This is a genomic window from Micromonospora sp. CNZ297, assembly GCF_007827625.1.
This window is the reverse complement of record NZ_VISU01000035.1, coordinates 1-22,635: the sequence shown is the minus strand read 5'-3', so window position 1 is coordinate 22,635 and position 22,635 is coordinate 1. Positions and strand designations below refer to the sequence as shown.

Annotated in this window: 27 protein-coding genes; 21 read left to right on the top strand and 6 right to left on the bottom strand. The window is 71.5% G+C overall.

Annotated features, from left to right (window positions below):
- Positions 1-4 precede the first annotated feature (4 nt).
- The 9 genes from FB454_RS32380 (at position 5) to FB454_RS32340 (ending at position 7,961) form a co-directional block, all read left to right on the top strand.
- A complete protein-coding gene (locus FB454_RS32380) occupies positions 5-820 on the top strand; it encodes a class I SAM-dependent methyltransferase (RefSeq protein ID WP_013287237.1) in 816 nt (271 codons plus the stop codon).
- A 31-nt stretch (positions 821-851) separates the two neighbouring features.
- Positions 852-1,730, top strand: a complete 879-nt coding sequence (locus FB454_RS32375; protein ID WP_013287236.1) for a branched-chain amino acid ABC transporter permease — start codon at positions 852-854, stop codon at positions 1,728-1,730.
- Complete coding sequence (locus FB454_RS32370) at positions 1,727-2,725, top strand: branched-chain amino acid ABC transporter permease (RefSeq protein ID WP_013287235.1); 999 nt, start codon at positions 1,727-1,729, stop codon at positions 2,723-2,725. The genes FB454_RS32375 and FB454_RS32370 overlap by 4 nt, the downstream gene beginning before the upstream one ends.
- On the top strand, positions 2,722-4,242 hold the full coding sequence (locus FB454_RS32365) for an ATP-binding cassette domain-containing protein (protein WP_013287234.1): 1,521 nt from the start codon (positions 2,722-2,724) through the stop codon (positions 4,240-4,242). The genes FB454_RS32370 and FB454_RS32365 overlap by 4 nt, the downstream gene beginning before the upstream one ends.
- A gap of 136 nt (positions 4,243-4,378) precedes the next feature.
- Positions 4,379-4,807 (top strand): hypothetical protein, encoded by a 429-nt coding sequence (locus FB454_RS32360; protein WP_013287233.1) that lies wholly within the window; start codon positions 4,379-4,381, stop codon positions 4,805-4,807.
- A 31-nt stretch (positions 4,808-4,838) separates the two neighbouring features.
- Positions 4,839-5,594 carry a class I SAM-dependent methyltransferase gene (locus FB454_RS32355; protein ID WP_013287232.1) on the top strand — a complete coding sequence of 252 codons (756 nt, stop codon included), beginning with the start codon at positions 4,839-4,841 and terminating at the stop codon, positions 5,592-5,594.
- An 11-nt stretch (positions 5,595-5,605) separates the two neighbouring features.
- Positions 5,606-6,520 (top strand): hypothetical protein, encoded by a 915-nt coding sequence (locus FB454_RS32350; protein WP_013287231.1) that lies wholly within the window; start codon positions 5,606-5,608, stop codon positions 6,518-6,520.
- 131 nt (positions 6,521-6,651) lie between these two features.
- Positions 6,652-7,290 carry a GNAT family N-acetyltransferase gene (locus tag FB454_RS32345; protein ID WP_013287230.1) on the top strand — a complete coding sequence of 213 codons (639 nt, stop codon included), beginning with the start codon at positions 6,652-6,654 and terminating at the stop codon, positions 7,288-7,290.
- Positions 7,291-7,454: 164 nt separating this feature from the next.
- Complete coding sequence (locus FB454_RS32340; protein ID WP_013287229.1) at positions 7,455-7,961, top strand: hypothetical protein; 507 nt, start codon at positions 7,455-7,457, stop codon at positions 7,959-7,961.
- Positions 7,962-8,036: 75 nt separating this feature from the next.
- Here the strand turns inward: FB454_RS32340 and FB454_RS32335 are convergent, their stop codons facing one another.
- A complete protein-coding gene (locus FB454_RS32335) occupies positions 8,037-9,362 on the bottom strand; it encodes an NsdA family TPR-like regulatory protein (RefSeq protein WP_013287228.1) in 1,326 nt (441 codons plus the stop codon).
- Positions 9,363-9,524: 162 nt separating this feature from the next.
- Here FB454_RS32335 and FB454_RS35135 point away from each other — a divergent pair, with 162 nt between their 5' ends.
- The 4 genes from FB454_RS35135 (at position 9,525) to FB454_RS32320 (ending at position 14,073) form a co-directional block, all read left to right on the top strand.
- Positions 9,525-9,701, top strand: a complete 177-nt coding sequence (locus FB454_RS35135) for a hypothetical protein (RefSeq protein ID WP_013287227.1) — start codon at positions 9,525-9,527, stop codon at positions 9,699-9,701.
- Between the two features lie 91 nt (positions 9,702-9,792).
- Entirely contained in the window at positions 9,793-11,016 is a 1,224-nt protein-coding gene (locus FB454_RS32330) for a radical SAM/SPASM domain-containing protein (protein WP_013287226.1), read from the top strand.
- A complete protein-coding gene (locus FB454_RS32325; RefSeq protein ID WP_013287225.1) occupies positions 11,004-12,377 on the top strand; it encodes a B12-binding domain-containing radical SAM protein in 1,374 nt (457 codons plus the stop codon). Before FB454_RS32330 ends, FB454_RS32325 begins: the two co-directional genes overlap by 13 nt.
- Positions 12,370-14,073: a carbamoyltransferase C-terminal domain-containing protein gene (locus FB454_RS32320; RefSeq protein WP_013287224.1), complete on the top strand. Its 1,704-nt coding sequence runs from the start codon at positions 12,370-12,372 to the stop codon at positions 14,071-14,073. The genes FB454_RS32325 and FB454_RS32320 overlap by 8 nt, the downstream gene beginning before the upstream one ends.
- Here FB454_RS32320 and FB454_RS32315 read toward each other — a convergent pair.
- Both FB454_RS32315 and FB454_RS32310 read right to left on the bottom strand, forming a co-directional pair.
- Positions 14,048-14,680, bottom strand: coding sequence for a pentapeptide repeat-containing protein (locus FB454_RS32315; protein WP_013287223.1), 633 nt, complete (start codon positions 14,678-14,680; stop codon positions 14,048-14,050). The genes FB454_RS32320 and FB454_RS32315 overlap by 26 nt on opposite strands.
- Positions 14,677-15,372 (bottom strand): pentapeptide repeat-containing protein, encoded by a 696-nt coding sequence (locus FB454_RS32310; RefSeq protein WP_041799059.1) that lies wholly within the window; start codon positions 15,370-15,372, stop codon positions 14,677-14,679. Before FB454_RS32310 ends, FB454_RS32315 begins: the two co-directional genes overlap by 4 nt.
- On the opposite strand from FB454_RS32310, the gene FB454_RS35600 reads away from it, so the two are divergent.
- Complete coding sequence (locus FB454_RS35600) at positions 15,283-15,855, top strand: DUF6283 family protein (protein WP_425311434.1); 573 nt, start codon at positions 15,283-15,285, stop codon at positions 15,853-15,855. The genes FB454_RS32310 and FB454_RS35600 overlap by 90 nt on opposite strands.
- Here FB454_RS35600 and FB454_RS32305 read toward each other — a convergent pair.
- Positions 15,836-16,243 carry a hypothetical protein gene (locus FB454_RS32305; protein WP_013287220.1) on the bottom strand — a complete coding sequence of 136 codons (408 nt, stop codon included), beginning with the start codon at positions 16,241-16,243 and terminating at the stop codon, positions 15,836-15,838. The two genes, FB454_RS35600 and FB454_RS32305, sit on opposite strands and share 20 nt — an antisense overlap.
- Positions 16,240-16,911, bottom strand: a complete 672-nt coding sequence (locus FB454_RS32300; RefSeq protein ID WP_013287219.1) for an IS5 family transposase — start codon at positions 16,909-16,911, stop codon at positions 16,240-16,242. The genes FB454_RS32305 and FB454_RS32300 overlap by 4 nt, the downstream gene beginning before the upstream one ends.
- Before the next feature lie 534 nt (positions 16,912-17,445).
- Between FB454_RS32300 and FB454_RS32295 the strand changes: the two genes are divergently transcribed.
- The 7 genes from FB454_RS32295 to FB454_RS32265 all read left to right on the top strand — a co-directional run bounded on the left by FB454_RS32295 (position 17,446) and on the right by FB454_RS32265 (position 22,327).
- Complete coding sequence (locus FB454_RS32295) at positions 17,446-18,102, top strand: hypothetical protein (protein WP_218917873.1); 657 nt, start codon at positions 17,446-17,448, stop codon at positions 18,100-18,102.
- A gap of 714 nt (positions 18,103-18,816) precedes the next feature.
- Complete coding sequence (locus FB454_RS32290; protein WP_013287216.1) at positions 18,817-19,134, top strand: transposase; 318 nt, start codon at positions 18,817-18,819, stop codon at positions 19,132-19,134.
- A complete protein-coding gene (locus tag FB454_RS32285) occupies positions 19,131-19,466 on the top strand; it encodes an IS3 family transposase (protein WP_041799279.1) in 336 nt (111 codons plus the stop codon). Before FB454_RS32290 ends, FB454_RS32285 begins: the two co-directional genes overlap by 4 nt.
- A 395-nt stretch (positions 19,467-19,861) precedes the next feature.
- Positions 19,862-20,041, top strand: coding sequence for a 50S ribosomal protein L32 (gene rpmF, locus FB454_RS32280; RefSeq protein ID WP_013287215.1), 180 nt, complete (start codon positions 19,862-19,864; stop codon positions 20,039-20,041).
- Positions 20,038-21,264, top strand: coding sequence for a GTP-binding protein (locus tag FB454_RS32275; RefSeq protein ID WP_013287214.1), 1,227 nt, complete (start codon positions 20,038-20,040; stop codon positions 21,262-21,264). The genes rpmF and FB454_RS32275 overlap by 4 nt, the downstream gene beginning before the upstream one ends.
- Positions 21,261-21,995: a class I SAM-dependent methyltransferase gene (locus FB454_RS32270; RefSeq protein WP_145824150.1), complete on the top strand. Its 735-nt coding sequence runs from the start codon at positions 21,261-21,263 to the stop codon at positions 21,993-21,995. Before FB454_RS32275 ends, FB454_RS32270 begins: the two co-directional genes overlap by 4 nt.
- The gene (locus tag FB454_RS32265) at positions 21,992-22,327 is read left to right on the top strand and encodes a (2Fe-2S) ferredoxin domain-containing protein (protein ID WP_041799056.1); all 336 of its coding nucleotides are present in this window, start codon (positions 21,992-21,994) and stop codon (positions 22,325-22,327) included. Before FB454_RS32270 ends, FB454_RS32265 begins: the two co-directional genes overlap by 4 nt.
- A gap of 41 nt (positions 22,328-22,368) precedes the next feature.
- Here the strand turns inward: FB454_RS32265 and FB454_RS32260 are convergent.
- The coding region (locus FB454_RS32260; protein WP_145824149.1) for a transposase at positions 22,369-22,635 on the bottom strand (267 nt) is incomplete at its 5' end.

The following is a 22,635-nucleotide window of genomic DNA, read 5'->3' as shown; positions in this document are numbered from 1 at the left end:
CACGATGACCACGACCACCACCGGCAAGCAGACCGCCGGGTACATGTTCGACAACGCCACCGACGAGGCGAGAAACCAGTTGCGGTTCCTCGGGGAGATCCTCGACCCCGGCACCCGCCGGGTTCTGACCGACGCCGGTGTGGCGCCGGGCTGGACCGTCACGGATGTCGGCGCCGGGGCGGGCACGCTGACCGCCTGGCTGTCCGACCAGGTGGCCCCGGGCGGGCACGTCACCGCCGTGGACCTCGACCCCCGCCACCTCCCGGCCGGACCCACCATCACCGTCCGGGCCGGCGACATCCGCCACCTCACGCTGGAGGGTTCGCAGCAGGCGGTGGTGGCGCGGCTGGTGCTGATGCACCTGCCCGAGCGGGAGCAGGTTCTCGCCCGGCTGGTGGAGGCTCTCGCTCCGGGCGGGGTGCTCGTGGTGGCGGACTGGGACTGCACCTGGCGGGACATGATCCGCCACAGCCCCAGCCCCCGCGCCACCGAGCTGATCGAGCGCTTCCACGACGGCCTGCTCGCCTTCGGTGAATCGCGGGGGGCGGACATGGGCTGGGCCAAGCGGGCGCCGGCGGCGATGCAGGCCGCGGGCCTGGTCGACGTCGAGAGTCATATCGAGTCCCGGTCGTGGCGCGGCGGCACCGGCATCTGCCTGCTGCACCGCTCCAACTCCCTGCAGCGCGAAGCCGAGTTGCTCGACGCCGGGATGACCCGCGAGGACCTGGCCGAGCTGCGGGAGGTGTTGATGGACCCGGAGCTGCTGCTGTCGGGCTACCTGATGCACACCACCGTCGGCCGCCGCCCCACGACGGCCTGACCAACCCCTGTAGACGAGAAGGAGGAGTGCCGTGGGCGTGAACGGGCTCGTCAACGCCTACACGATCACCGCGCTGAACGGTGTCGCGTACGGGCTGCTGCTGTTCACCATCGCCGCCGGCCTGACGTTGATCGTCGGCGTGGCCGGGGTGTTCAGCATGGCCCACGGCACCCTCTACCTCGCCGGCGCCTACCTCGCCTGGCGCCTCGCCGACGGCGGCTGGACCGGCCTCGCCCTCGCCCTCGCGGCTGCCGTGCTGGTGGGCGTGCTCGGGGGTACAGTTCTGGCCGCGGCGGTGCGCCCGCTGACCGGCCGGCCCCTCGATCAGGTGCTGGCCACCCTCGGCATCGCCTACATCGCCGCCGACCAGTTCACCACGATCTTCGGCGCCGAACCGCGCTCGGTCGACCCGCCCCAGGCAGCCGCCGGGTCGGTCACCCTGGGCGACTACCAGTACCCGGTCTACCGGCTGGGGTTCATCGCCGTCGGCCTCGCCGTGGTGGCGGCCCTGTTCTGGTTCGTGGAGCGGTCCCGGGTCGGGGCGGTCGTGCGGGCGGTGGTCGCCGATGCGGGCATGGCCGCCGCCGCCGGCCTGCGTACCAGCGCCGTCCGGACCGGGGTGGTGGTCGGTGGGGGAGTCCTCGCCGTGACCGCCGGGGCGCTCGGCGCTCCGGTCATCGGCCCATCGCCGGGGGTGGACACCACGATACTGGTCTACTCGCTGATCGTCTGCGTCGTCGGCGGCCTCGGCAGCATCCGCGGCGCCCTGCTCGCCGCGCTCGGCGTCGGGCAGATCCTCACCCTCGGCGTCGCTCTCGTCCCTGGGGCTGCCGCGTTCATTCTCGCTGCCGCGATGCTCGCCGCGCTCACCATCCGCCGGCGCACCGCCCTGCCGGGACGGCCCGCATGACCACCACCCTCACCTCAAGCCCCGACACGGCCGTTGCGCAGACGCCGATCCGCCGCTCCCGGTTCGGGCCAGCGTGGCTGTTGCCTACGGCGGCGGCCGGTGCTCTGGCGGCGGCGGTGGGATTGCCGTGGCTGGTCAACGCCTACCTGATCTCGCTCGCCGCCACCGCCCTGGTCATGGCCGTGCTCGCGATGAGCACCCAGCTCCTGGCCGGGCTCGCCGGGCTGGCGCCGCTGGGCCAGGCCGCCTACCTGACCGTCGGCGCCTACACCGCCGCGAGCGTCGCGGCGCTGACCAGCCTCGGCCCGGTCCAACTGCTCGCGGCTGCCGCCGCCGGCGCGATCGCCGCCGCGGTCACCGGCCTGCTGGCGGTGCGGGCCCGGGGCACCACCTTCCTCATGGTCACCTTCGGTCTGGGTGAACTCGTGCACGCCGCGGCGAACCAGTGGGCACCGGGCGGCAGCGAGGGCGTCCACGCCCCGCCCGTCGTGGCGCTGCCCGGTCTGCCGTCGATGGTGCAGCCCGGCTGGGTGTACCTGTACGTGCTGGCCTGCACCCTGCTCATCGGCGTCGCCGTCGCCGTTGCCGTCCGCAGCCGCTTCGCGCTGCTGCTGCGCGGTATCGCCGCCCACGAACCCCGGGTGCAGGCGACCGGGCACCACACCGGCGGGCTGCTGCTCACCGCCTACGTGCTCGCCGGTGGCATCGCCGGCGCGGCCGGAGCCCTGCTGATCGCGGTCACCCGGTACGTGTCGCCCGCCGACGCGGCCATGGGCGTCTCCGCCCTGGCCCTGGCCGCCGCGCTCATCGGCTCCGGGAGCATGACCGGCGCCTGCGCCGCAGCGGTCCTCCTCGTCGCGGCCCGGGATTGGGCCGGCGGACTGCTCGGGGGCCACGGCCCCACCCTGCTCGGCCTGGCGTTCCTGCTGCTGGCCTACCTGCCCCGGCACCGCCTCGCCGGCCTCACCACCCGACTGCCCGGGAGGCGGACATGACCGCTGCGCTCCTGCGCCTGGAAGCGCTCAGCCGCGCCTACGGCGCCCGACGGGCGGTCGACGACGTCAGCGTCGACCTGCCGGCCGGGGTCCGGCACGCGGTCATCGGCCCCAACGGCGCCGGCAAGTCCACGCTGCTGCACCTCGTCGCCGGAACCCTGCGCCCCACCACCGGCCGCATCCTCTACGCCGGCCACGACATCAGCCGCTGGCCGGCGCACCGCCGGGCCCGCGCCGGGATCGCCCGCACCTGGCAACACCCGGCCCTGGCCAGGCCGCTCACCGCCGTGCAGAACGTGCTGCTCGCCGTGCCCGGACAACGCCTCACCGCCCTACGCCCGCAGCCGGACGCGGTGACCGCCGCTCACACGGCGCTGGCCCAGGTCGGCCTCACCGGCCACGCCGAGCGGACCGCCGGCCAGCTCGCCTACGGCGACCAACGCCGCCTGGAGATTGCCGTCGCGCTCGCCGCCCGGCCGCGGCTGCTGCTGCTCGACGAACCCTCCGCCGGCCTGGCCACCGGCGAGATCACCCGCCTCACCGAGCTGATCCGGACGCTGCCGGACGACATCACCGTGCTGCTGGTCGACCACAACCTCGACTTCGTCGCCTCGGTCGCCGACACCGTCACCGTGCTGCACCACGGCCAGCACATCACCACCGGCACTCCCGCGCAGGTCCGCGAGCACGCCGACGTGCGCCGCGTCTACCTCGGTGCCGACGCACCCACCAGCCTCCCATCGGACAACTCGGCCACCACGGCGGACGTGGCGGCCGTGGCCGGGACGCCGGTCCTGCGCGTGCGCCACCTGCAAGCGAGCTACACCGGGGCGCCGGTGCTCACCGACGTCACCCTCGACGTGCGGGCTGGGCGGGTGACCGCGGTCGTCGGCCGCAACGGCGCCGGCAAAACCACCTTGATCAACACCATCGCCGGCCTGCACCCGAGCCAGCCCGGCACCGGCATCCTCCTGCACGGGCAGAACCTGGCCGGGCGTGACACCCGCCGCCGCGCCCGCGCCGGTATCGGCCTCGTTCCCCAGGGCCGCCGCCTGTTCGCCGGACTCACCGTCGACGAACACCTCGCCCTGCCCCGGCCGCACCCCACCCGCCCCCGCACGGTCGACGCCCGCCAGGTGCTCGACCTGTTCCCCGCCCTCGCGCGGCGACGCCACCACCAGCCCCACCAGCTCTCCGGCGGCGAACAGCAGATGCTCGCCCTGGCCCGCGCGCTGCTGGCCACCCCGGACGTGCTGCTGCTCGACGAGCCGTCCGAAGGACTCGCCCCCGCCGTCGTCGGGCAACTCGCGGCGATCATCACCGCCCTAGCCGACGACGGCGCCGCGGTCCTGCTCGCCGAGCAGAACCTCGCCCTGGCCTGCCAGGTCGCGCACGACATCGCGGTGCTCGACCGGGCCCGCATCATCCGCCGCATCGCCACCGCCGACATCCGCGAGTACCCCACCGACCTGCACGACCTGCTCACCGTCCCGACCACCACACCGGCACCGTCATGACCACGACCAGCGGTCAGCACCGACCCGGCGAGGCCGCCCCCGAGCCTCGCCACCGTCCACCCGCCGCGGCGGCCCGGCCGCACCGGGTGGACACCGCCGCCCGCACCACCAATCCGGCTGCCGGCGGCGGTGGTGGGTGGTTGGCGACGCTGACCCGAACACCGTCGCCAACCACCCCACCCGCCACCAACCGGCCGGTGACACCGTGACCGGCGACGATGACACCAGCCTGTGGCTGCTCACCGACCTGGCCGCCTGCACCACCTGCTGGCTGACACTCCAGCCCTACACCTGCGCACGCCGGCGCTTCTACGTCTGCTTCTGCTTCACCCTCAACGACGCGCAGCACCTGGAGGCCCTCGTCGTCGGACACGCCGCCGCCCACGACCGGCGCACCGCCACCGAACGACCCTTCATCACCTACCAGCGGTGGCACCAAGCGACCCGGGCCGACCTGCGCCAACACCTGCTCCGCCTGGTCGACCACGCCCTGGTCCACACACCACGCCGCGTTGATCTGCGCTGGCATCCCCAACCCGCCGCCACCGCCGTCTACCAGCCCTGACCGAGACACCGCGCCAACCCGGAGGAACACCATGACCACCACGCTGCCGGGCCATCCCGGGCCGATCCACGAGCTGCTCAACCCGAGCATCCACGCGGAGCTGGACCGGCTCGCCATCAGAACCAACCAGCGGGTGCTGGAGATCGGCGCCGGCATCGGCGAGATCACCGCCCGCCTGGCCGACATCGTCGGCCGCTACGGGTCCGTCACCGCCGTCGACGCCGACACCCGCCACCTCACCGGCACCGCCGTCATCACCGTCCACCAGCTGGACGTCAACCGTGACCCGGTGCCCGGCCACGCCGGCGGCTACGACTACATCCTCGCCCGCTGGCCCCACGGCGGCCTGCGGGACCCGGCGGACCTGATCGAACAGATGATCACCCGCCTGAGCCTGGGCGGCTGGCTCGTCCTCGCCGACATCACCCCCACCCCACCCCGCATCTACCGGGCCCCCGACGACGAGTCCGCAGCCCTGATCCGCTCCGTCATGCAGCAGGTCCACCGCACTGTCGCCGGCCCCGACGGAACGACCTGGACCGCCGACCCCGAAACCCTGCTGATGAGCCACCGCATGGTGCAGCACTGCACCCACACCGCCACCGAAACCTGGACCGGAGGCGGCGCCGGCTGCCGCCTGCTCGCGGACATCGTCACCCACCTGCGGCCCCGCCTGAGCATCAGCGACGCCGACGCCGACCGGTTCGCCAATCTCATGACCGACACCCGTGTACTCCTGGCCTCGTATGAGCGCAGGGCCATCCACGCCCGCAAGGGCACCTGCTGAAGGCACGAACCATGACCCACCCGCACCTGCCCGCCCGCCGCCGCTGTGCCGCGCTCCTCGGTGCCGCCCTCATCCTGCTCACCGCCTGCCAGCCCGCCGACACCGCCACTGCAGGACCGGACGCCAGCCCGCCCGCCTCCTCGCCGCCGGCCGCCGCACCAGCTCCGGCCGCCACCGCTGCCGGGCTCACCGCCCAGCAGCGCCTGAACCTGATCGCCGACACCATCAGCACCGCCCCCGCCGACACCACCGACGGACTGCCCTACACCTACCTGCATCTCCAGTGCTGGGCACGCGCGAGTACCACGATCGTCCGCACCGACGTGCGGCGCTGGCGGCTCGACGCGGACGGCTCCGGCCGCGAGACCATCCGCCGGGCACCGGACCTGCGCGGCCTCGACCACCAGCCCACCCCCGGGGACCGCCAGGAACTCAGCCGGGCCACGCCGCACACAGTGCAACACGGCATCGGTCAACTGCACCCCTACCTGCCCGGAGACATCCCGGCCGACCCCCGCGAGCTGACCCGACTGCTCGCGCCGCCCGCGCTGGCCGGCGAGCCCGCCTACCCGAGGATCCTGACCAGCGGCATCGTCGGGCTGGCCGCCAGCCAACACCTCGATCCGCGGCAGCGCGCGACGACCCTGCGCGTCCTGGCGGCGGTTGCCCACCTCACCTACCAGGGCACGACCACTGACCTCGCCGGCCGGACCGGACTCGCCTTCCAGGTCGTCGCGGACGGATCCACCTCGACGCTGCTCATCGACCCGGCCACCGGCGACCTGCTCGCCGCGACCGAATGGATCAACGGCGGGCGCCGACCCGGCCTGCACTCCTCCACCCTCGTGCTGGAGCACGGCCGCACGCGCAGCACCGGCAGCTCTGTCTCATCCAGCACCGCCGCAGCCGTGACCCGCCCGCGCTGACAAGCCGGCCGGCCGCCGCGCCCAGGGGGTGGGGCGGCGGCCGATCCCTTGTGGCCCGGCGGCAGCGGGTTCCCCGTTCCCTGCCGCCGGCCACCCCACCCCGCACGACGACCAGCAGCAAGGAGCATGAGGTGACGGATCGAATCCGGGGCGCCCGATGGGCGGAGAAAGACGCTGTCGCCGCGGTGATCGCCGAGGCCCTGCAGCCCACTGCCATCGCCGCGTGGCTGGTCCCGGACGAGGAGCAGCGCGGCCGGGTCCTGGCCGATGTCGCCGCCATCTGGGTCGAACACGCCCTGTTCTACGGCGACGTGCACGTCACCAGCGACGTCACCGCCGCGGCCGTCTGCTTCCACCAGTACGGGCCGGTGCCACCACCGGCCGACTACAGCACGCGCCTGGCCACGGCCGCCGGCCCGCACGTCGAACGCTTCCGTGTCCTGGACGACATCATGGACAGCCGGCAGCCGACCACGGCGCACTACCACCTCGCCTACCTGGCTGTGCGCCCCACCCACCAGCGGACCGGTCGGGGCCGGGCGCTGATGGAACACCTGCGCTGCCGGCTCGACCTCATCGATCTGCCGTCCTGGACTCTCACCCTCCCCGCCGGGCAACGCCTCCTCACCCAGGCCGGCTACCACACTGACCACAGCATGGTGCGCCCGGCCGGCGGCGTGGCCATTCAACCGATGATCCGGCGCCCCGGCCGACGCGAGGCCGCCGCCGTGCTCCACCCGGTCGGTCGCCAGCGATGCTCACAGGTCTGACGCCGGGTGCCGCAGCCACCATGGACCAGGCGCGGCCACCAGTCAGTCGGGGCGACCGTCCCTCCGCACCGGGAAGGGCGCACCGCCGGCGTCGCGGGCGGCGATCCGCGCGTCCCCGCTCCGTCGCCGCCTGCCACACCCCCGCCCTGACGAAGAGGACCACCATGGGCGCCGGGCACCAGCGCGCCCGCACCACCGTCACCGCTGCCGCCGGCGGCAGTGCGGCGGCACCAGCAGAGAAGCCGGTGTGCGCGATCATCGACCGGGCCGAGGACCTGGCCGCCGCCGGCCGTCTCCACGACGTCGCCACGCTGCTGCGGCCTGCGCTGGCGCAGCTGAGCGGCCACGCGGTCACCGCCGAGGCTCTCGACGCCGCCGTCCTCTACGCCCACGCCCTCACCGGCACCGGCCACCCCGCGGTCGCGGCTGCCTGGGCCGGCTGGGCGCACACCCGCAGCCACCGCCACCGCGACCGCGGCCCGGGCCATCCGACGACGATCCGCGCGCTCGGCGTCGCCGCCGCCGCGCTGCTCGCCGACCACCGTCCCCGCCAATCCGCCGCCCGCTACCGCAACCTGGTCGCCGCGCTCACCACCACCAGCGGTCCCGCCGGCGGCCTGCGCCTGGGCGACCGGATCTTGCTGCTGTCCGACCTGGACGCGCCGTGGTGACCGCTGGTACGGGGCTGATGCGGTGCTCAGCCGGTCGAGCCAACCTGGCTGAGCTTCACGGGATGTGGCAGGAGGTCATGCGGCGAGGGCGTCGGCGAGTCGTCGTGCTGCTGATGTCGTGCGTAGGTCGGCGGGGATGCTGCGGTAGAGGTCGACGGCGCGGCGGCGGGTGAGGCCGGTGCGGTAGCGAGCGGGGACGTCCAGCAGGGTTGCGGTGGCGGCGTGGCAGGCGTCGATGGTGTGTCCGTCGCGGTGTTGGCAGGTAGCGGCGTCCAGTCGGAGCAGGGTGCGGGTCAGGGTGCTGGTGGGAGCGGATAGGGCAAGGGCGTGGGCTTGGCTTTCGCGGGCGCGGTGTGTTTCGCCGAGGGCGGTCAGGGCGTGGGAGAGGTGGACGTGGTGTTTCTGTTCGCAGTGGCCGAACCAGGTGTCGGCGCGTTCGCTCTCGGGCAGCTTGCCGGCGAGGTGGTCTGCGTCGCGTAGCGCGGAGTCTGCCTTGTCGCGGCGGCCGGCCAGTGCGTAGGCGCGTGCGGTGACCGCGGCTGCGAGGGTGGCGGCGGCGGTGGGTCTGGTGCCGGCGATGTGCCGGGCCTGTTCGGCGAGGGCCGCGGCGGCGTGGGGGGCGCCGAAGTTCAGGGGCACCATGGCCTTGCGGGCGAGGATCCAGGCGTGCAGGGTCCGGTCGCCGGACTCCTGCGCTGAGCGTGCCGCTGTGGCGAACCAGCTGTCGGCTTCGCGGCGGTTGCCGAGGTCGTGCAGCACGACGGCTGCCATGCCGCCGAGCTGCCCCATGATCCGCGTCAGGGCGATGCGGGCCGCGGCTGGCTGAGGGCGTTGGAGCAGGGGGACGGCGTCGGCGAAGTCGGCGATCAGGTCGGCCAGGACGTCGGTGGGTGCTCGCCCGCCGTAGCCGTAGCTGTGCTGTTCGGTCGCCGCTTCCAGCCGTCCGAGGTCGGCCGGGCCTGCGGCGGCCAGCGCGTGGTCGGCCCTGGCCAGCACGTCGGTGAGATGGTTGAGGGGCGTGGCAGTCAGGCCGGCGGCGAGGCTGGTCCGCAGGAGTTCACGTCGATGCATGGATTCATCCTCCCTCGCGGTCTGCGGCTCGGCGTCGGTGCCGCTTTCCCAGGATCGCGCGGCAAGGCCCAGCATGGCACCCGGGATGCGCAGGCCGTCGGCGATGCGCTCGATGGTGTCGAGGGCGGTGATGCGCGCTTCTCCGCGGGCGACCAGGCTGATGCGCTCGGCTTTCAGCCCCGTCGCACCGGCGATGGCGTTGAAGCTCATGCCGGCGGCCTTCGCGGCGGCGAAGACCGCGTCGAAGGAGCGGTCCCGCAGGGCGCGCACCACGATGGGGTCGCGGAGCAGCCGGCGGGGTAGGACACGACCTGCCGCCGACGACTCCACGAGGCTCCTCAATGGACGCGGACGCTAATCGATGGAATATACCGCCGATCACCCCGGCCGCGTGACCCCCCGTAGTGGTGCCCCCCTCGTAGGGTTACGCGCCGCGGGTTGGCTGGGATGTAGTGGCTCCTGTCGTTGCAATCCTCTCAGGAAGGCAGGGCTATGGCCTCCACCAGTTCCACCGCCTCCGCGGCGGGCGTTCCGACCACCGGCCGCTCCGACCAGGTCCGGCAGTTCTCCTCCGTGGCGCAGGCGACGCTCGCGCTGGGCTGCAAGACCTACACCGGCACCATCGCCCAGGGCGGCGGCGAGATCCCCACCGTGACGCCGGCGCAGTAGAACCGTCCGTTCCCGATCGACGGTCCGAGATGGCTGCCGGCTCGCGGCCCCGCCGCGGGCCGGCAGCCCTCACTCTGGGAGGCACCTGGTGATGACACTTCCCTCCGCGCTGCGGATGGCGGACCTGCGGTTTCGCCACGAGCATTTCGGCGCTCTCGCGTGGAGCACCACCCAGCCCCGACGCTTCTTCGAGTTGCCCGGCGCGGCGGCCGGGGTCGCACTGCTGGCCCGCGAGCCGCTCACCCCGCAGTACCCGGAGCAGGCGCAGACCGCGCTGGCCGATCGCTTCGGTCTCGACGCCTCCCGGTGGCACACCATCCTCGGGGAGCTGCATGCGGCCGGCGTGCTCACCTCGGCCGACGCGCCGGCTGAGCCGCTCACCGACGCGCGTGTCCATGCGGTCGCCGACGAAGCGGAGGCGGCCCGGCCCCGGTCACCGGTGCTCAAGCCGTTCTGGGTGCACCTGCAACCGTTCACGGTCTGCAACCAGAAGTGCCTGCACTGCTACTGCTCCGGCGGGCCGAAAGCGGACCCGTTCCTGCTGCCCGTGGAGCAGTGGCACGAGATCATCCGCCGGCTCGACGACTACGGCGTGCCGGACGTCTACATCACCGGCGGGGAGAGTCTGCTCCTGCCGGGGTTCTTCGACCTGGCGGCCGACATCATCGGCCGGGGGTTGGGCTTCGGGGTGTCGACCAACGCCACGGTGCTCAACGCCGGCCGGCTGGAGCGGCTACGCGATCTGCGGGTGTCCCCGGTGCAGGTGTCGCTGGACGGCGGGCAGGCCGCCACGCACGAGATGATCCGGGGCGCGCCCGGCTCCTGGCCCAAGACCCTCGCCGGCATCCGGGCGCTCGGCGAGTTCACCGAGGTCGTCATCAACACCGTGGTCAACCGCGTCAACCTGGGCGAACTGGAACAGGTCGTGCAGGCCGGGCTCGGCGTCGGGGTACGCCGGTTCAAGTTCTTCCCGCAGAAACCGGTCGGGCGCTCCAACCCGGCGGTGACCTTGGACGACGCCACGATCCTGACCGTGCTGCTGCCGCAGTGCCAGCGCCTGGCCGAGGCGTACGCGGTGGAGATCGAGACGATCAGTCCGGACCAGGGGTGCGGCAGCGGCAGCATCGGCTTCGCCGTCGACCAGCGCGGTGACGTCTACCCGTGCATCTTCGGCGTGGAGAACCGGTCCCTGCGGGCCGGGAACCTCCTCACCGACGACCTGGACACCATGTGGTTCGGCGCGGCGGTATGGGAGCAGTTCCGCGGCGAGACGGCCACGCCGTGCCGGCGATGCGAGGCGCCATGCCCGCGGTGACCGGCCCCGGCCAGGCGCGGGTGTTGGTGTGGGCGCCGACGCTGTACGAGTCCGGGTTCAAACAGCGCCACGTCGACGGTGACGCCCTCGCGGTGCAGGCGTCCCTGCGCACCGCCGGCTACGACAGCGTCGTGCTGGACGCCTACTACCGGGGCCGGCCCGCCGCGACCCTGGCCAGCACCCTCGCCGACGCCGCCGGGTTCGACGTGCTCGTGGTGCACCTGTTCACCTCGGACGCGTACGGGCCCCGGCTGCGAGGCATCGCCGACGAACTAGTGGCCGCCCGGCTGCGGCACCCTCGGCTGACCGTCATCGGCGTCGGGCCTCTGGCGGTGTCCGCCGCCGGGGAGTTGATGGCGCACGGCGCAGTCGACCACGTCGTCGCCGGTCCCACCACCGTCGCGGCCGACCCGTTCGTCGCCGGGCTCCTCACGCACCTGCGCGCGCACCTGGCGGTCTACACGTCGCTGCGGTCGCTCACCGCCGCCGACCTGCCCTACGGCGCCGACTCGGTGGTGTCCGTGGCCGCGAGCCGCGGCTGCCGGTCCCGCTGCACGTTCTGCGCCTACAACGCCGACCTGCCCGGCGGTGGCTGGCGGGACCTGCCCATGGCCCAGGTGGTGGACGACATCGCCCACCTGCACCAGGCCATCGGTGCGACGACGTTCGCGTTCTCGGACTCCGACTTCGGCGGCACCCGCCGAGAGTGCGCCCGCCGCGCCGCCGAGCTACGCGACCGCCTGCGGGCGGCCGGGCTCGCGGGCACGCTCACGTTCGCGATCAGCGTGCGCGCGGAAACCCTCGACCCGCACACCGTCGGCGTGCTCGCCGACGCGGGGGTCCGCACCATGCTCATCGGCGTGGAGTCGTTCAACCCGGACACCCTGCACCGCATCTACGGCAAACGTCAGGACCTCACCCACCTGCGGGAGGTGGTGGCCGCCGCCGACGACGCCGCGGTCACGACCGTGGCCAGCTACATCCTGTGGCATCCCTGGCAGACCCTCGACGGGCTTCGCACCGAGCTGGACGCCCTGGACCGCTTCGGCCGTCACCGGATCCCGCACTTCATGGCCCGCAGCCGCCTGGAGGTCATCCCCGGCACCGTCATCGAACGGCAGACCGCCGCCGACGGGCTGCTCATCACCGCGCCGTTCCACCGCGCGTTCACCATCGCGGACCCGGCCGCCGCCGCCGTGGCCGACGCCCTCACCGACTGGTTCGCCACCACCGCGGCGCCGGTGCTCGCCGGCCTGCACGAAGCCGACCCCGGCAGCCTGGACCGGCTCGCCCAACTCAAGATCGCCGAGTGGGCCTGGCTCACCGACACCGTCAACCGGGAGGCCGCCTGCCATGGGTGATCTGCTGCTCGGCATCCACGGCGGCGCCAACGCCACCGCCGCCATCGCTGTCGACGGGCACCTCACGCACTGCGTGCAGGAGGAACGCCTGACCGGGATCAAGGGCTACATGGGCTTCCCGCACCACGCCGTCGCCGCCTGCCTGCACGCGGTCGGCGCCGACCCCGGCGACGTCACCGAAGTCGTCTACGGCAGCCGCTCCGGACCGGTGGACCACTGCCCCCGCGACGAATGGCTGCGCCGCCTCGCCGCCTTCCACCGGCAGCCGGCCCTGGCCGACAGTGAGGACCACCTGCTGGCCGCCGCGCCCGGCGCGCTGCCGCAGCGGGTCACCGAGCTGCTGCGCCGCGACGGCCTCACCGGCGCGAGGGTCACCTACGTCGACCACCACACCGCGCACGGCGCCGCCGCCTACTACGGGCTGCGCACCGACCCCGACCGGCCCTATCTCGTGCTGACCTGCGACGGGTTCGGTGACGGCGCCTGCGCGACCGTCTCCACCTGGACCGCCGGGCACCGTACCGAGATCGCCCGCACCGACATGCGCAACTCCATCGGCCTGCTGTGGTTCTGGTTCACCCACGCCGCCGGGTTCACCCCGCACGAGGACGAGTACAAGCTGATGGGCATGGCCCCCTACGCCCGCCCCGACCGGGCCCGGCAGGTCGCCGACATCCTGCACACCTACCTCCGTCTCGACCCCACCGGCCTGCGGCTGCACCGCACCACCACCGTCAGCATCGAGCGGGCCTGGCCCGACATCGAACAACACCTGCGAGGCCGACGCTTCGACGACCTGTTCGCCGGCCTGCAACTGTTCACCGAGCACCTGCTCACCCGATGGGTCCGCAACGCCGTCACCGCCACCGGCATCCGAGACGTCCTCGCCGGCGGCGGCGTCTTCATGAACATCAAGCTCAACCAGCGCATCGCCGCTCTGGACTGCGTCGACACCTTCGCCGCGTTCCCGTCCTGCGGCGACGAAAGCCTCCCGCTCGGCGCCGTCTACCACCACCTCGCCGCCACCCAAGGCCACCACAGCGTGCGCCCGCTGACCGACTGCTACCTCGGCGACGACATCACGCGCGACGACGCCCAGCAGGCGGTCGCCGGCACCGGCCTGCACCTGCACGAACCCGGCCGCATCGAGGACGTGGTAGCCGGACTGCTGGCCGACGGACAGATCGTCGCCCGCTGCGCCGGCCGCATGGAATACGGCGCCCGCGCCCTCGGCAACCGCTCCATCCTCGCCAACCCCGCCGACGCCGACATCCCCCGACGACTGAACCAGCTCATCAAACAGCGGGACTTCTGGATGCCGTTCGCGCCCGCGCTCCTGCGCAGCCACCAGCACCGCTACATCCGCAACCCCGACGGGCTCCGCAGCCCCCACATGATGCTCGGCTTCGACACCCAACCGGACGCCGCCACCGACATGATCGCCGCGATCCACCCAGCCGACCTGAGCTGCCGCCCCCAAATCGTCGACGACGACAACGCCACCGGCCTCGCCGCGATCCTGCGCGCCTACCACACCCGCACCGGCCGGGCCGTGCTGCTCAACACCTCGCTGAACCTGCACGGCCACCCCATCGCCCGCACCGCCGCCGACGCCGTCACCGTGCTCCTGCGCTCCGACCTGGCCTGCCTCCAACTCGGCCCGTACCTCGTCACGAAACCCGTATCGACATGCTGAGGCTCATCGCGATATCCACCGCCTGATCGGCCGTGATGATCGCCTCTCGCAGCTGCACCTCCCGCGGGTCGAACGCGGTCAACACGCTGCCCCGCAGGTCCGCGCGAGCGAAGTCCGCCTCCCGCACGCTCGCACCGGACAGGTCCACATCCCGCATCACCACACCCTGACACCGGGCACCGCTGAGATTCGCTCCCCGCATCCGCACCCGGACGAACTCCGCGGTACTCAAGTCCGCGCCCAGCAGCTCGACGTCCGACCAGTCCCCGCCCGTAACCTCCACACCGGACAGGTTGCACCGGTCGAACACCGACCCGGTCAGCGTGCAGTCCGGCAACTCCGCATCCCACCAGTTGCAGCCCGCGAACCGGCAGCCGGTAAATGCCACACCCTCAGCGCGGACACAATTGAACCGGACAGCGGTGAACGTGCACGACTCGAAAACGCAGTCCTTGAGCCTCGCGCCGCACAGATCGATCTCCCGGATGGTGGCCTGCTCATACCGCAGACCCACGAACGAATCCGCCCCATCCGCATCCGCGTTCGGCGACGGCCAATCAGCAACCGTAACCACCTGCCGGGCCGATACCCGTCGGGTCGACGTCATGACTGTTCATCCTCAATGGAAATGCCTGCCGCCCGAGCAAGGCCGAAAGACAAACTGATCAGATCAGTAGAATGAACGATCGCGCCCCGCCAGTTTGACAGATCACCGACGCCTGCGAGGTTGCAGCCCCGGAACCGCGTACCGGCCATGTCGGCGTGATGGAATACCGCCGTGGTCAAATCACAATCACGGAACGACGCGCCGCGCAGATCAGCATTCGTGAAGTCCGCGCCAGTGAGGTTGCAGCCCACGAACTCCACCGCGTCGAACGTCGTCATCCGCCACGCCGACAGGTCAGCGCGACACTCGCGTACCGACACATCCCGCACCACGCCGTCAGCCCACACGAGGCCCGTCAGCCGGCACTCCGTGATCCGCACCCGCGTCAACCCGCCACCATCAGCGCGCAGATTCGCCAGATTCGAATCCTTCAGCAGGCAATCGGTCAACGACACCCGATCCAACCGGCACTCAGAAAGGTCCGCGCCCTGAAACCGGCACTGGGAAAACGACACCGACAACGCATCCTGTCCCGCAAGCTGGGAACCGTAGAACGCCGACGCCTCCAGCTCCGCCTCCGGTTCCAACTCCGCCGCCTCAAAATGGCGCACCTCCGCAGGCGGCACCGGCTTTCGCGGCTCGCGAGCACGAACAGCAGAGGAACGTGTCACAGACGATCGACGCGCAGCCATGCCCCCTACTCTAAAGACCCTCGGTCGATCTGCAGGCACCGCTGGACCGCGAGTCGAACGTCAGGTACAACCCGCGACGGCCTGGCGTACGGGGCACACACCGCGCCGACGGTGGCCCGGGTCCGCGTCGGCGCACTCGTCGCGGTCCAGGCGTGCTCGTGGCCGTGCCCGTCCTGCCCGTGGCGGAAGGACAACGCGCGCCGCTACCGATATCCCAACCTCCGCGAGTACCTAGCCGGGACCGTGCCGGGGGAGCCCGACTTCGGGAAGCCGGTCGACGGTGACCCGCTCTCAGCGCTCGGGACCATGTTCGCCTGCCACCGCATCCCGAACGACAACGCGCACCTGTGCGCCGGGTGGCTCGCGGCGCACGGGGCGGAGCACCCGATCGCCCGGCTCGGCATCGCCTGGGGCCTGATCGACCCGGCCGCCCTGACGCCGCGTCAGAGGGCGGTTCGCAGGGTTAGGTCCGTTTCGAGATGAGGGTGAATACGCCGGGTTCGTCTTCAGTCAGGATGTTGCGGCTGACCATTCGTTTCAGCTTCGCGCGGGTGCTCTCGACGTGGTTCGGTGAGGGCTCGACGTCGAGTGCGATGCAGATGGTTTTGGCTCGCATGCCGGCGGGCGCGGTGGTGAGGACGTCCAGGATCTGCTGGTAGGGGGCGCTGGCGATGGTCGGGTCGTCGGCGATGAACTCGGCGGCGGTGAGGGCGTTCAGGGTGGTGCGGGTGGTCGTCAGTGCGGCCAGTTCGCCCTCGATGCGGGTGAGGTCGGCGGTGAGGGCGGTGATCTGCTCGCGCAGCCGGCCGGCGGCCTGACTGGCGGTGGCTTCGCGTGCGGTGATCAGGTCGAGAATCACGGTGAGGTTCACCGGTGCCGCCAGGACGGGGTGCTGGAGCCGGTCAGCCGACGCACGATGGTCGCCATCGACGCCCACAACGTCCGGGATACCGCCGATTCTGGGCGGCTCTCGTACTCGCGGACGAGACGACGGTGCAGCATCAAAGTGCCGCAGGTTTGTTCTACGATCCACCGCTTGCGGACCGGCACGAAGTCGGTGACCGACGCCGCGGTCACCACGACCGCGATGATCAACCCCAGGGCGTCCACGGCCAGGCCACGCTTGCGGCCGGACACCTTCTTGCCGACGTCCTTGCCGGTCGTGGCCGCGGGCACATGATTCGCGGCCCGCACCGACTGGCTGTCCAACACGACCGCGGTCGGATCCTCACGACGGCCGGCCTTCTCCCGCACCTGACACCGCAGCAGATCATGGATCGCCTGGTCCGTGCCGTCGTCGCGCCACAGCGCGAAGTAGTAGTAGGTCGCCGACTTCGGCGGCAGGTCATGCGGCAGGTACGTCCACTGACAACCCGTCCGGTTCTGGTAGAGGATCGCGTTCACGATCTCCCGCAGGTCGTAGTCACCCTGATGCCCCGACGCTGAGACCCGCCTGGCTTTCCACGCCCGCAGGAACGGCCCGATCAGCGCCCACTGCGCATCGGTGACGTCACTGGGGTACGGCTTCCGATCACCCATGACCGACCCAACGCCGCTACCGCTCGGCGGTCACGACCGCCCCTCACATTCCCGCATCGAGAGACATCAACCTACAAACGAGACCACCGAAGGCTACTCAATCGGACTCAAGGCATAGATCAACCAGAAGGCCCGCGAACCGCGGTGTACTCGATGCCGCTACGGGTGAGGCCCTCCCGGGGCAACTCCCGGCGCGACCGGACCGCTGCCAGAAGATTCGCGATGTCTGCGACGGGAGACAAGCCGGCGAGCAGCCGACCACGTATCCCGTGCAGGGCAGCGGCGAAGCGCAGCACAGCGTCAACCGACGAAACATCCGGGGCCATAAGCCCCAGTATGAGCATCCTGCCCACAGGTGTGATCACTGCCGCGGCAGGGTCACCGGATATCCACTCATCGGCGCATCCGGACGCCGTCGAACGGCGCCGACGGCACTTGGGTGACGAGCGCCTCGCAGCATGAGCGGCCGGCGTAGCGATACAGGATCGAACTAAAGACGATGCGGTCACAGGTATGACCAGCGATGATCGGTCGGTGGGAAAGGTGCGCGGGGTCGATGGTCTGCGCGGCCGTTTCGAGGGCGCGTTGCGCGACCTGCGGGGGCGGCGCCTAACGTCGGTCGACTACTGGGACGTGCACAACTTCGGCCCGGAACGCGCGCCATGGGACTATGGCGACTGGCATCACGCCGTCATGGGCGTGCAACTCGGCACCGACCTCGGCGCCGTGACCGTGACCTGGACCGACACGTTCTACCCCTATGGCGTCGAGGTCTTCCACGAGCCGATCGGACATCACCTCGTCCTCGGCGAATCCGGTCCGGCCCGCGTCGGCCCGGAGGTCGAGGGCCAGAGCCGCTGGGCTCCACTTCTCGGATCAAGGGTGCACAGCACGGCCTGCCACTGGGAGCAGCTCCAGATCGGGCCGAGCCGGCGGGCGAACGGCAGCATCGCCGCGGCGGCGCATTCGGTCGACGTGCCCGTCGCGTTGCGCCTGGACTTCGCCGCAGGTTCGATCTGGTTCGTCGCTGCCATCCCGCAGCTGCCCGACCCTCAGGGCGTCTTCATCCCCGGCGACGAAATCATGGTGGTCTTCTCCGCCGAGAAGATGCGCGACCTGGGCTTCGAGGACCCCGCGTTCGCACGGACGTCCCCGGGGCCCGGTGGAACGGAGCCGACCTTCGAGGCGTAACCGCCGAGCGCGTCATTGGGTGGCTGCACGATCTCTCGGAATCCGCGGATACGTCCGGCTGACGTTGGACCAACCGACCTGGCACCGCGTTCGCCCGCCTGTCCGCGCTACCTCAGCTAGTCACCTGCACCCGCCCCAACCACGACGAGCACCGCACTGGAGGACGCCGCTTACCGCGTCGGTGACCGGGCCGTCCTGCGCCACGTCGGGCAACGCCGGCCAATCAGCATGCCCGCGCGTCCTGACGGTCCACCGGACAGAGCAGCTGCCCTGGGCCACCGCTTTGATCAACAACTAACGAAAGACGGAGGCTAACAGCGGCAGGTGCGGATGCTGCCAGTACCGATCCAAGAAGGCTTACTGCCGTTCGCAGGTTGCCGAGTTCGGCGTGTTTCCCGGCGAGCCTAGGCTGTGCAGCATGCAAGGATTGGCGTGGCTCCTGCTGTGCCCCTGCGCGTTTTTTGTGTTGCTGTTCTTCGCCGCGACCGTAATCCTCTGGTTTCACACCAAGCCAGGAAGCCGGTAGCTGAAGCGGCCACCGGTAGGGAGGACTTGCGCGCAGACCGGGGCGGCTCTGGAGACGTAGGGGCCACGGCCCGAACGGGAGCCGTGTCGCAGACGCTCCACGGCCAGCCAGACTGTGTCGTCCCCGCCTCGGACGTTGTCCCGCACCGGGTTTGATGGAGACATCGAAACCTGGGAGGAACACCAGCGATGCCCGCACCGAAGAAGTACAACGATGAGCTGCGTGAGCGTGCGACCCGGTTGGCGGTCGAGGCCCGCCGGGACCCGGCCAGCGCGGTGGGCGCGATCCGCCGGATTGCCGGCCAGCTCGGTATCCACCCGGAGGCGCTGCGCACCTGGGTGAAGAAGGCCGAGACCGACGTCGGGGAGCGTGCGGGCACGAGCAGCAGCGACGCGGAACGCCTCGCCGCGTTGGAACGGGAGAATCGTGAGCTGCGGCGGGCCAACCAGATCCTGAAGTCCGCGGCGAGTTTCTTCGCGGCGGAGCTGGACCGCCCGTCGCGATGAAGGTCGACTTCGTCGACTCCCAGAAGGCCGAACACGGTGTCCAGCCGGTCCTGCAGGCGCTGCAAGACACGCCCGCGGCGATCGCACCGTCGACCTACTACGCCGCCAAGACCCGCCCGGTCTCGGCCCGGTCACGGCGCGACGAGGAGCTGACCGCGATGATCGAGCGGATCCACGCGGAGAACTACGGCGTCTACGGCGCCCGCAAGCTCTGGCACGAGCTGCACCGCCAAGGCGTGCCGGTGGCCCGGTGCACCGTCGAGCGGCTGATGCGCGAGTCCGGGCTGCGCGGGCTGCTGCGTGACAAGTCGCCGCGCACGACCCGGCCTTGACAGATGCCTGGGAACCTCCCGCCAGCCTTTCCAAGCTTGCCCGTAACCCGTGATCCGTGACCAAGGAGCTTGTCGGCGTTCGAGGCGCCGGCGCTTCGACGCTCGCACCTTGCAACTCTCCGAAGCCCGCGGCTTCCCTCCCCGCCCCGCTGCAGTGGACGTCTCCCAGTTGGCAGTGTTCTCGCGGTAGCGGCATCATCCCGCGGCGTTGGTCGGCTGCACCGGACCTCGCGTCGGATTTCGTCGCCCGGTGCGGCGGCGTCGAGGACGCGGCGTGCGGTGGCCGGGCGTGATCGACACCGTTGCGCGGCACCTTCGCTCAGGCGCAGGCCGAACAGCGAAACGAAAATCAATATCGTTAAGCTGTGGCGTGACCCCTTGAGAAGGAGAGCGTGATGGCCGTACCGAAGCGGAAGATGTCGCGGTCGAACACCCGGCACCGGCGGGCGCAGTGGAAGGCGAGCGTTCCGCCGCTGACCCCGTGCCCCTGCCCGCGCAAGGAGATGGTGGTGCCGCACCGGGCCTGCACCCACTGCGGCCTGTACAAGGGTCGTCAGGTGGTGGACCAGCCGTGACCGTCCGGCTGCCGGTGACCGTGCTGTCTGGGTTCCTCGGTGCCGGTAAGACCAGCGTGCTCAACCATGTGCTGGCCAACCGGGACGGGCTGCGGGTGGCGGTGATCGTCAACGACATGAGCGAGGTCAACATCGACGCCGCGCTGGTGCGCGACGGCGGCGCGTTGTCGCGGACCGAGGAGCGGCTGGTCGAGCTGACCAACGGCTGCATCTGCTGCACCCTGCGCGATGATCTGCTCGACGAGGTGGCCCGGCTGGTCCGGCAGGGCCGCTTCGACTACCTGCTGATCGAGTCCAGCGGCATCTCCGAGCCGATGCCGGTCGCGGCGACGTTCGCCTTCGGCGTGGAGGACGGGCAGGTCCTCGATGACCTGGCCCGGCTGGACACCACCGTCACCGTCGTCGACGCGGCCGGTCTGCTCGCCATGATCGAGGCGGGGGAGAGCCTTGAGGCGCGCGGCCTGGCGGCCTACGAGGGTGACGACCGCGGTATCGCGGATCTGCTGGTGGACCAGATCGAGTTCGCCGACGTGCTGGTGGTCAACAAAACCGACCTGATCAGCTCGCAGAACCTGGCCGTGGTCGAGGCGCTGCTGACCCGCCTGAACCCGGCCGCCCGGCAGGGCCGTGCCGTCCACGGCCGGGTTGCGCCGGCCGAGATCCTGCACACCGCACGCTTCGACCTGGAGCGGGCGGAGACCGCGCCCGGCTGGGTGGCGGAGCTCAACGGCGGGCATGTGCCGGAGACCGAGGAGTACGGCATCTCCAGCATCGTCTTCCGCGACCACCGGCCGTTTCACCCGCAGCGGCTGTGGGACCTGCTCACCGGCGGCCTGGACGGCTATGGCGTGGTGCGCTCGAAGGGGTTCCTGTGGCTGGCCAGCCGTCCGGACGTGCAGGCACTGTGGTCGCAGGCCGGCCCGTCCGGGCGGTGCGACCCGGTCGGCGTGCCCGTCGCGGTATCCGGGCAGTGGCCGCAGGACCCGGACGAGCGAGCCGAACTGGAGTCCCGTTGGCATCCGACCTTCGGGGACCGGCAGCAGGAACTTGTGCTCATCGGCGTCGGCCTGGATAGCGCCGGCCTGCGGGACGCCCTGCACGGGTGCCTGCTCACCGACGCGGAGGTCGCCGCCGGGGAGACTGCCTGGCGGGCGCTGCCCGACCCGTTTCCGGAGTGGGATCTTGGGGACGTCCACGACCATGCCGAAGCGGTCCCGGCGTGACGAGGCCGAGCACCCTCAACCCGGAAGACGTCGCGCGGTGGCGGCGCGACTGGGACACCATGATGCGCCACTACCACCCCGACCGCGACGATCTCCTCGCTGCCGGCCTTGCCGCCGCCGAGCAGATCCGCGGTCGTCAACCCGAACGGATGCTCGACGTCGGGGGCGGCCCGGGTACCACGGCCGAGGCGGTGCTGCGGCGGTGGCCCGATGCGCATGTCACTGTGCTCGACGTCGACCCGGCCCTGCTGGCCCTGGCCGACGTCGCACTGCCGCAGGTACGCGCCGTGCGGGCCGACATCTCCTCGGCAGGGTGGCTTGCGTCGGCCGGCGGCCCGTACGACCTGGTGCTGGCCCTGATGACCCTGCACTACCTGCCCGAGGACCGGGTGCGCGACTGGTACGCCGAGGCCCGCCGGCTGCTGAGCCCGAACGCGCTGCTCCTCGTCAGCGACGCCATGCCTGACGCCCCCACCGCGGCGCGGGCGCACCGCAGCGGCAGCGACCCGTGGACCGCCTGGTGGACGATGCTGGCCCGGGATCCGGCGATGGCATCGCTGCTGCACGAGCGAACGGCCGCGCTGAGTGATCTGGGCTGCGCGGAGTTCGTCGCGCCGCCCGACTGGCACCGCGAGACGGCCTTGGCAGCCGGGTTCACCGACGCCACGGTGGTCCGCCGGCGGGCGGGCCACGCCCTGATGGCGTTCCTCGAGCCTCCCGACGACCAATGAGCATCCCCACGTTCCGCGATGCCGATGTCACCGTCGTCTACTGCGACGGCCACCGGTGCCGCGCCCTGCGTCACCGTGGCCGCCCTGGAGAAGCTGACGGCGAGTCGGAGGACCTCGCCGACGTCCTCCGGCAGGCGGTGCGCTCCAGCCAGGGCGGCGTCCTCATCCGGGCGGAGTGCCTCGGCGCCTGTCATCGCGCACCCGCTGTCCTGCTCCTCAGCGGAACGGAACCGGCGGGGCGACGCGGAATACTGTTCGGCCCGATCGAGGATCCGCAGCACATGGATGAGGTTGTCGAACTCATTCGGCACCCGGACAGACCGCACCCCTGACTCCACCAGCGGGTTCCCGGGGGGGTGTCCCTATGGGTTCGTCAAGCGGCGATCGGCGTCGTGGGGCGGGGTTGGTAGGGGATCTTGTCGCGGAGCATGGCGTATAGGACGTCGCAGCGACGGCGGGCGAGGCAGATGAGGGCGGCGTTGTGGCGTTTGCCTTCGGCGCGTTTGCGGTCGTAGTAGGCCCTGCTCACGGGGTCGGCCAGGGCTGCGAACGCGGCGAGGAAGAACGCGCGTTTGAGGTTCTTGTTGCCGCCGCGGGGTGGGTGTTCGCCACGGATGCTGCTGCCGGATCGTCGGGTGAC